6 protein-coding genes are annotated in these 7,605 nt (G+C 66.9%); 2 read left to right on the forward strand and 4 right to left on the reverse strand.

The annotated features are described in order from the left end of the window. Window positions 1-327: 327 nt before the first annotated feature. On the reverse strand, window positions 328-1,437 hold the full coding sequence (locus tag FM051_RS52945; RefSeq protein ID WP_158854825.1) for an integrase core domain-containing protein: 1,110 nt from the start codon (window positions 1,435-1,437) through the stop codon (window positions 328-330). A gap of 214 nt (window positions 1,438-1,651) precedes the next feature. Here FM051_RS52945 and FM051_RS49325 point away from each other — a divergent pair, with 214 nt between their 5' ends. After that, the gene (locus tag FM051_RS49325) at window positions 1,652-2,995 is read left to right on the forward strand and encodes a beta-propeller fold lactonase family protein (protein ID WP_158854827.1); all 1,344 of its coding nucleotides are present in this window, start codon (window positions 1,652-1,654) and stop codon (window positions 2,993-2,995) included. Between the two features lie 498 nt (window positions 2,996-3,493). Here the strand turns inward: FM051_RS49325 and FM051_RS52950 are convergent, their stop codons facing one another. From FM051_RS52950 to FM051_RS49340, 3 genes are all read right to left on the reverse strand, one after another. Beyond that, on the reverse strand, window positions 3,494-4,588 hold the full coding sequence (locus tag FM051_RS52950) for an integrase core domain-containing protein (RefSeq protein WP_158854829.1): 1,095 nt from the start codon (window positions 4,586-4,588) through the stop codon (window positions 3,494-3,496). A gap of 114 nt (window positions 4,589-4,702) precedes the next feature. Next, window positions 4,703-5,503 (reverse strand): cation diffusion facilitator family transporter, encoded by an 801-nt coding sequence (locus FM051_RS49335; protein ID WP_158854831.1) that lies wholly within the window; start codon window positions 5,501-5,503, stop codon window positions 4,703-4,705. A 94-nt stretch (window positions 5,504-5,597) separates the two neighbouring features. After that, a complete protein-coding gene (locus tag FM051_RS49340; protein ID WP_158854833.1) occupies window positions 5,598-6,479 on the reverse strand; it encodes a phosphotransferase in 882 nt (293 codons plus the stop codon). Between the two features lie 260 nt (window positions 6,480-6,739). Between FM051_RS49340 and FM051_RS49345 the strand changes: the two genes are divergently transcribed. Beyond that, window positions 6,740-6,955: a hypothetical protein gene (locus tag FM051_RS49345; RefSeq protein ID WP_158854835.1), complete on the forward strand. Its 216-nt coding sequence runs from the start codon at window positions 6,740-6,742 to the stop codon at window positions 6,953-6,955. The last annotated feature ends 650 nt before the right edge of the window (window positions 6,956-7,605 follow it).

Genomic DNA, 7,605 nt, shown 5'->3' on the forward strand with positions numbered 1-7,605 from the left:
CGCGCACCGACCCCACCCAAGCTACCCAAATCCGCCTGGATCAACGAACCACCCCAAGAAAACGAGGAGACAGAACACGAAACAGAACAAGCAGCCTGAACTGTCTCAACACCATTGACAGGTTCCGCGGCGATCCCCTCTTGGCCAGACTGCTGTGAGACACCCTGTGTGAGTGGGGGTTCCTGACCGAGGGCGGGATCGGAGATCCTTGTGCACGTGTCCACACCATCTGACAAGCAGTCGCGGAGCGCTTCCGGCGGGGAACCCGCCGACCCCGCTCCGCGCCCGTCCCGGCGGTGTGCTTGCCGAAAATTTCGTCCGTGCAGGTCAGGCGGCTTGGTGGTACTCGTTGAGGATGCCGCCCAGTCGCTGCCGTCGGCGGATGTCGAGGTGGGTGAGGATTGCTTGATCGGTGGCTGGCTGTGGCAGCGGTTGTAGCGGTCGGGCGTTGGCGATGCCCTGGTGGGGTCGGTGGGTGTTGTAGAACTTCTCGTACTCGCGCAGGGCGTGGAGCAGGTGCCGTTGGTTCCGGATGAGGGTGCGGTCGAGTAGTTCGCGTCGGCAGGTCCGGAGCCGGCGTTCCATGATCGCGTTCATCCGCGGTATCCGGACACCGCTGAGGACGCCCTGGATGCCCGCGTCGGCGAGGACGGCGTCGAACGCCTGGCCGTACTTGCCGTGGCGGTCGCGGATCAGGAACCGCACGTGTCGGCCCTCCTCTTCGAGGTCCATGACGAGGTTCCTGGCGGCTTGGGCGAGCCAGGAGGCGGTCGGGTGCGCGGTGACGCCGAGAACCCTGATCCGGCGACTGGTGTGCTCGATAACCGCGAGCACGTACAGACGGGTGCCGCTCAGGGTGGAGGTCTCGAAGAAGTCGCAGGCCAGTAGCGCCTCGGCCTGCGAGCGGAGGAAGGCCGACCAGGTCGTCGAGGCGCGCTCATGTGCCGGGTCGATCCCGGCGTCCTTGAGGATCTGCCACACCGTGGACGCGGCGACTTTGATGCCGAGCACGAGGAGTTCGCCGTGGATGCGGCGGTAGCCCCACGCAGGGTTCTCCCGCGCCAGACGCAGCACCAGGAGTCGAATCGAGCGGACGGTCCGTGGTCGACCGGGCCGCTTGGGGCGGGACCTGGCCGTGTGACATCGCGCGAGAAGATCCCGGTGCCGGCGCAGGACTGTCTCCGGGCTCACCAGCAGTCGGAACCGACGAAGCGCTGTAACCGGGAGTCGGTGCAGCAGTGCTGCAAGGAATACCCGGTCGCCGGGGGAGAACCGCGGCCGGGTCTTTCCGAGTTGGCGTTCCAGGACGGTGATCTGGTGCCGTAGCGCCAGGATCTCCACGTCCTTGTCCCGGTCGCTCAGGGGCAGCAGACGTAGCAGCGCGAAGGCGTTGGTTACGCCCAGGTAGGCCAGTCGGCTCCCGCCATGCCGTGGCACAGTCGGCCGGGCACGGCCGGCGTTGACAGTCCACAATGGATGGAAGCACTACGGCGACCGAACCATCGCACCCCGGGCCTGCCGTTGCTCAGTAGCACGATTCCCCCCAGGCGGGCACGCCCGTCTGGCAAAATTCGGGCAACGAGGGCACAGCGGCGCGCGTCGTCGACGACTGCGGTTGCGTGCGAAGAATGGGTCAAGGGGGAAGTGCGCCATGCACGGTCACACACGAAGAATCCGGTCGAGATCGGCGGCAGTCGGCCTGCTCGCGGTCGCGGCTCTGGTCGCGTCGATGCCGGCCGTGGCGGTGGCCGCCAACCGACCGGCATACCTCAGCGTCGGAAGGTACCCGGTCGCGGTCGAAGTCAGCCCGAACGGGGCCTTCGCGTACGCCACCAGCGCGGAGGACCGCACGGTGACGGTCATCGACACCGCGAGCAGGACGATCAGCGGCGTCATCAACGCCGGCGCGAGGGCCGGCAGCATCGCGTTCACCCCGGACAGCCGCACCGCCTACGTCACCGATCACGGCGACCTCAACACCGACAAGGGCTCGGTGCTGGCGATCGACACCGCGACCAGGGCGGTCACCACCAGGATCTCGGTGCTACCGCTGATCAGCCCGAACGCCGTCGCCGTTACCCCGGACGGGAAGAAGGCCTACGTCACCGGCGCCAACTACCTGTCGGTGATCGACACCGCGACCAATGTCCCCCGCGCGGTCGATATCGGCTACGTCACCTTGACGGACGTGAAAGTCACGCCCGACGGCTCCCGCGCGTACCTCACGGACTACCGCAGCCGTAGCGTCGTGGTGCTCAGCACCGCGACCGACAGCGTGATCGCCACCGTGCCGCTGCCCACCACCCCCAGTCGGATCGCCATCATGCCGGACGGCCGACGTGTGTACGCCACCAGCTACATGGACAACAAGGTGTACATGATCGCCACGGCGGGCAACTACGTCGGAGCCACCATCGACGTGGCCGGGTCGCCCAGGGGTCTGGCCGCCGCACCGAACGGTCGCCAGGTCCTCGTCACCAGCCACTACGGGCACACCCTGCTGGCGATCGACGTGGCCACCAACACGATCGCCACCACCAAACCGGTCGGCGTCCACCCGTCGCACGTGGCCTTCACGCCGGACGGTACGGAGTTCTATCTGATCCAGGATGCGGGCCAGTACATCACGGTCCACGACACGACCGGCGAACCCGCGCCCGGCAGTGACCGGGTGGTGCGCGGCGAGAGCCTGGCCATCGGCCAGTACCGGACCTCGCGGGACGGCAGGTTCCGGCTGATCATGCAGTCGGACGGCAACCTGGTGCTCTACGCCGCGACCGGCGAGGCGCTGTGGCACACCCGCACCTACGGTTCCGGCGCCACTTACGCGGTCCTCCAACACGACGGCAACTTCGTCCTCTACACCCCCGCCGGCGTGGCCAAGTGGCACACCAACACCTGGAACACCACTTGCGACCGCCTGGTCGTTCAGAACGACTCCAACGTCGTGCTCTACCAGTCCGACGCCACCGCCCAGTGGCACCGCTGGGAGTAACCACCGCCGGCTGCCCGTAGCCGCGCTGACACTCCCATTACTCCGTGGCACCGCGTAGCAGTACTCGGTGCCACGGAGTGCCGGGTGCAGCCAGGAGGATGGCGTTGTCGCTGGGCGCGCCGCCCTCGAACCATCCTCGTTCGACCGCTACAGTCGCGCAGTACCACGCTGGCACCGTCTTCCCGACACTTCCGATTCCTGCCACCGTTGAGACCACAGTGGGACCGGGCGGGCCCGAAGCGGGTGCCAACGCGGCCAGGAGTCCCTCGACCTGAGCGGCGCGTCCCACGAACTCCGCACCGCTTTCACTTGCACGTACGCGGTGCACCTTCACCGCGTTGAAGTGCTCAGGAGGGAGAGCAACTGCCGCATGTGGACATGGCCATCGCCGACCTGCACCACGACGGCGCCGGACCCCGCCTGCACCACCGTCGAATCGTCCACCGCGACAGCGTGCTGGCTGAACCCTGTGCTTGCCGAAAATGTCGTCCGTGCAGGTCAGGCGGCATGATGGTACTCGTTGAGGATGCAGCTCAGCCGCTGCTGTCGGCGGATGTGGAGGTGGGTGAGTCTCGCTTGACCGGTTGCTGGTTGTGGCAGTGGGTGTAGCGGTCGGGCGTTGGCGATCCCTTGGTGGGGTCGGTGGGTGTTGTAAAACTTCTCGTACTCGCGCAGTGCGTGGAGTAGGTGTTGCTGGTTCCAGATGAGGGTGCGGTCGAGGAGTTCGCGGCGGCAGCTCTGGATCCAGCGTTCCATGATCGCGTTCATTCGAGGAATGCGGACACCGGTGAGGACGACGTGGATGCCGGTGTCGGCGAGGACGGTGTCGAACAGGGCGGGGTACTTGCCGTCGCGGTCGCGGATCAGGAACTGCGCGGAGTTGCCTGCGTCCTCGAGGTCCATGACGAGGTTCTTCGCGGCCTGGGCGACCCAGGCCGCGGTCGGGTGCGCGGTGGCGCCCAGAATCCTGATCCGGCGGCCGGCGTGTTCGATGACCGCGAGTACGTGGAGGCGGGTGCCGTTCAGGGTGGAGGTCTCGAAGAAGTCGCAGGCCAGGAGAGCGTCGGCCTGTGAGCGGAGGAAGGTCGACCAGGTGGTGGCGGTGCGCTGGGGCGTCGGATCGAGTCCGGCGTCCTTGAGGATCTGCCAGACGGTGGAGGCGGCGACCTTGATGCCGAGGACGAGTAGTTCTCCGTGGATTCGACGGTAACCCCAGGCGGGGTTCTCCCGCGCCAGACGTACCACCAGGAGCCGGATCGAATGGATGGTCCGACGGCCGGGGCGCTTGGGGCGGGACCGGGCAGCGTGGCGGTGGGCGAGGAAGTTGCGGTGCCAGCGCAGCACTGTCTCCGGGCGTATCAGCAGTCGGAGTCGACGAAGCGAGTCGACCGGGAGTCGGTGTAGCAGAGCCGCGAGGAACGCCCGGTCGCCCGAGGAGAACCGCGGACGGGTCTTGCCCAGTTGCCGCTCCAGGACGGTGATCTGATGCCGTAGCGCCAGGATCTCCGCGTCTTTGTCCCGGTCGCTCATCGGCAGCAGGCGCAGCAACGCGAAGGCGTTGGTCATGCCCAGGTAGGCCAGTCGGAGCAGCACAGCCGGTCATCATGCCGTGCTGGTCGACGTCACGGCGGATGGCGGCCACGCTCGACTCCCTTGGGCTTCGTACGTTCTCTACCTGCGCGGATGAGGTTATCGGCAGGCGCAACCTCAGCCGGTGTCACGAGCTGGGCGAGAAGGCCCGGTGGGAGCTGGGCTCACGGCTGTCGGACGACGTGGGAGCCGCGATCCGGTCGCCGCGGTGGAGTACACGCACCCGCATCCGTATTTGGCGGCGGTGCTGGCTGAGCGGCGGCGGCGCGCGGCCGGCTGAGGTGACACGTCACACGTCAGCTCGCCACCCCAGGCGCGACGCCCTTCGTTGATGGCGAAGAGCGCGATGACCAATCCTGCCACCGCGTCCAGCCAGGTCCAGCCGAGCACGGCGTAAGCCACCAAGCCGAGGAACGTGGTCACGCTCAGCCAGACGCAGAGTCGCGTTTCCGCCGCGTCGGCAACGATGAGCCGCGAGTTCATCGCTAGTCCGTTCCGGCGTTTCGCGGCGGCGAGAAAGGACATGGTCACGACAGAGATCCCGGTCAGAATGATGCCGACCAACGATTTCTCCGGCTTGGCCTGGACGACGACTTCGCGGATGCTCTCGAAGAGAATGAAAGCGCCCAGGGCGAAGAACGTGAGTGCCACGAAGCGCAGAGCCCGGTACTCCTTGCGTTCGTCGACGGCACCTGTGCGGATCGCGGTACGAAGCCGGACCGCGATCAGCAGCGCGGCGACGATTTCGATCCCCGAGTCGACCCCGAAGCCGACCAGCGCCACCGACGCCGCGGCGAGACCGGCGCCGACCGCGATGACGCCTTCGACCACGTTGTAGCCGATCGTGACGTACTGCAGCACCAAGGCCTTTCGCGCGGCATCGCCGCTCACGTCCGGCACCGCCTTGGGCTGTTTCACGGTTGCTCCTCAAGGCACGATCTCTGGATCAGGGAGTCAGGGCGGCATCGGCCGAACAATCGCCTGATCACCGGCGGCGTGATCATAGCCGTGGTCAGCAGTTCGCTCTGCGGAGGCGCTCAGCCGCCTGCTCCCGAACAGCGTTGAGGGACACCGGCGCGTCACCGTGCAGAACTTCCCAACGCGCGTTGTGCACCGCCGTCCACATGCTCCCCGCCCACGCGATCTCCCACTCCTCCGCGGTGAACGCACGCCCGCGGAGTTCCTGGTACGCCTCGATGAACGCGGCCGAGCTCTCGACCGGGACCAGCGACAGCGGCGGCACGTTGGCGAACGCCCCCGAAGCTGTCCCCACCAGCGCCGCCTCGGGCTGCCAGCCCAGGCTGTCCCAGTCGTGCACGGCCCACACCTCGCCGTCCTGCCAGCGGAGGTTCTGCGCCTTGAAGTCGGCGTGGCCCAGCACGCACGGCAGGTCGGTGGCGAGCAACCGCTTCCGAACCCGCTCAGCCGTGGCGACGACGAACTCCGGCACGACGCTCTGGTCTCGTTCGTCGAGGAAGTCGATCACGGGCCACAGACCTTCGTCCTCGTGGTCCCAGCGCGACCACCTCGGGTTCGGCAGCGGTGGCTCGACATGTACATCGACCAGTTCGGCCATCAGCCTGGCGAACACCGCCGCGTACCTGATGGCGACGTCCGGGGTGTCGTCGCGGAGGATGTCGCCGCCGGGCAGGGAGTCCTCGGCGTGGACGGCCAGCGTGCCGGTTCCGACGACCGGGGTGAGCGGGCGGGGGCACGGGAACCTCTGCTCCGCCAGCACTTTCTGCGCGGTCAGGCACGACTCGGCGCGGCCGTCGTCGGCTCGTGCCTTCACGAAGACCTCTCGGCCGTCGGCCAGCCGCAGACCGAACACCGAGGAGATCGACCGCCGTTCGTACAGCACGGCGGCCGGCTCGCTCCCCAGATGGTCACGCATGGTCGCCCATCGCGTTCCCACTGGGCTACCTCCCGCTCGACCATCCGCAACGTGGCGCGCAGCAGGGCCAGGACGGAGCAGAGCACACCCGCCAGGAGCAGAGCGATGACGAGCCGGTAGCCCCCACGCGGCCGAACGGGCAGACCCCGTTGCACTGAGGCTGGAGGGTGCGATGGTGAGGCGTGAGCGAATCACCCAGTCCCGGTGTCCCCTCTTCCCGCCGCCTGGCCGCCCTGGGCGGGTCATCGCCGACGTGGCCTGTGCTGCGGCCGATTCCGCGGTGGGTGATCGCGGTGGGCATTCCGGCGATGGTGCTGATCGCGGTGGCGGCAGTGTGGCTATTGCTAGGAATTGGGGTGACGGGCGACAAGCTTGATGCCATCCGGACCGGCGGGACACTCGGGATCGGCCTGGGCGGCGTCGTGGTGCTCTGGCTAGCCGTCCGTCGACAACGTTCCACCGAGCTGGACCTGTGAGGTTCCAAAAGTCGGCACAGAAGCTCTGACCTGCGAGTTAGACCGTGGCAGCTTCGCTGCCTGTCGATCAAAGTGGATGGATGATGCAGTGGTGTTGCTGCTCCGGAGCACTCCGGTCACTTGATTTGCGCACATGTGTGCGACGTCCACACGGCCGCCGCGGGCTGGCGGTGGGAGGATGCGTGGGAGGAAAGTGGGAGAATCCATTGAGCCGCAACGGAACCGAGCTGCATCGAACCGCACTCAACGGCACCGTCGTCACCTGCTGATTCGGTGTTTCCGCAGGTCAGTTCATGATCGGGGCGCCCCTGGGGGTCAAGGGGGCGCAGGTTCAAATCCTGTCGTCCCGACGGTCTGAAAAGCCCGCTGTATCTGGATGAAAGCCCAGGTCAGCGGGCTTCTTCGTGCGTTAAACTTGATCTTGCTGTGACCGTCCACTGTGGTCCGTACTGGCCGGTAGCCCGGTTGGTGGGAGGATTTTGGGAGGATCGCGTCACGCGGGGTGAAATGGGGTCGCGTTACAGTACTGACCTTTTCAGTTCAGGGTGACGTCATGGTGGCGTAGTGATCAATCCGGTTTGTGCGATGAACCCGTCGAGCAGGTCGGGGCGGTACTGCATCCGTTTGAGGCGGTTGCGGACCACCGCCGC

This window comes from Saccharothrix deserti (assembly GCF_009769385.1).
Taxonomy (GTDB): Bacteria; Actinomycetota; Actinomycetes; order Mycobacteriales; family Pseudonocardiaceae; genus Actinosynnema; species Actinosynnema deserti.